General features: G+C 52.9%; 1 protein-coding gene. It reads right to left on the bottom strand.

Annotation, left to right across the window (positions count from 1 at the left end):
- Nucleotides 1-3: 3 nt before the first annotated feature.
- Nucleotides 4-1,209: an ISL3 family transposase gene (locus M989_RS23930; protein ID WP_064549244.1), complete on the bottom strand. Its 1,206-nt coding sequence runs from the start codon at nt 1,207-1,209 to the stop codon at nt 4-6.
- Nucleotides 1,210-1,310 lie beyond the last annotated feature (101 nt).

Genomic DNA, 1,310 nt, shown 5'->3' with positions numbered 1-1,310 from the left:
GGTTCATCGCGCTTTACCGGGGAACGCTGCTTTTATTTTCAGGAAGAAGTAGTCGTTATCCCGGTATCCGTATGCCATTCGCTTTATCACTTTGATCTTATTGTTCATCCCTTCCAGTACGCTGGTATTTAGTCTGTGTGTCGCACTCGCTATTATCCCGCCCACGTATCCCTTTAGTTTTTCAGCGAACTGCTTCAGCGCCTTTATGCCACTTTCCTGTGATTGTCTGTACCAGTCATTCCACCGCTGACTCGCCTCCTGTTCAGTCGGGGCATACCACAGCTCTTTCAGTGCCGTTTTCATCACATAAACTGTATTTAATGGCTGATTGGCTTCCAGTAACTCCGACAGCCTGACATCATGTCCTGCTGGCAGGTTTTCCGGATTGCGCAGCAACAGCCAGCGACTGCGTTTGATGACCTGCCGGGACTTCGGATTATCACGTAGCTGATTGGCCTGATCGACCCTGACGCGGTCAATAACCTCGCGGCCAAACTTTGCGACCACATGGAACAGGTCATAGACCACCTGCGCCTGAGGGCAGTGCTCCCTGACCTCCAGATCGAACGCCGTGTTCATGTCCATGGCAACGGATTCGATGGCAGCACATCCCTCTGGCCCCAGCCAGGTGAAGAAGGGGCGAAAGGCGGCTCTGCTACGCCCTTCGCCCACCCACAGCACCTGCTGTGTATCAGCATCCGCCACGACAGTGGCGTAACGATGTCCTTTAAACAGGGCAAATTCGTCCATCATCAGACGGCGCAGACTGTGCCGTTGCGGTTCATGAACTTCCCGCAGCAGTCTCCGGTAATCAATGTTTTTAATAGTATGCCAGTGCAGTCCGGTCAGACTGGCTACGTGCTTAATCGGAAGTAACCGGACGAGAGATTCAACCCACGCCGACAGGGTGGAGGTGTATCGCTGACGCTCAGGCAGCCAGTCGATTTTTTCGGTCATAATACCGCAGGATGAACAGCGTAAGCGGCGAACGGGTACATCCAGCCAGACCTTCCAGTTTAGCAGGTCACGCTCTCTGACACGTCGCAGGGAAGTGTCGTGAATATGCGGAGTGCTGCGGTTGCATCCACGACAATATGGGGGCCGGGAAGTCAGAGGCTGGAGGCGAATGAGCAGAGTATCGGGAGTCATTTCAGTGCAGGAAGAGACACTGAACCCTTTCCAGAAAAGAGAAGTCAGGTTAGCATTCATGGCAACGGCAGTTTTGAAGGTTCAGGGTGTGTTTTGGCGAATACAAACCTAAACGTTCTGACTGCCGTTTTCTATTGGTTCACGCTAACCTGCGATGAACC

The organism is Kluyvera georgiana ATCC 51603, assembly GCF_001654985.1.
Classification (GTDB): Bacteria; Pseudomonadota; Gammaproteobacteria; order Enterobacterales; family Enterobacteriaceae; genus Kluyvera; species Kluyvera georgiana.
This window is presented reverse-complemented; position numbering and strand designations above follow the sequence as displayed.

What these genes read in the sequence shown, in the direction of transcription:
- M989_RS23930 (WP_064549244.1), bottom strand. Translation starts at nt 1,209, where the DNA reads ATGAATGCTAACCTGACTTCTCTTTTCTGGAAAGGGTTCAGTGTCTCT.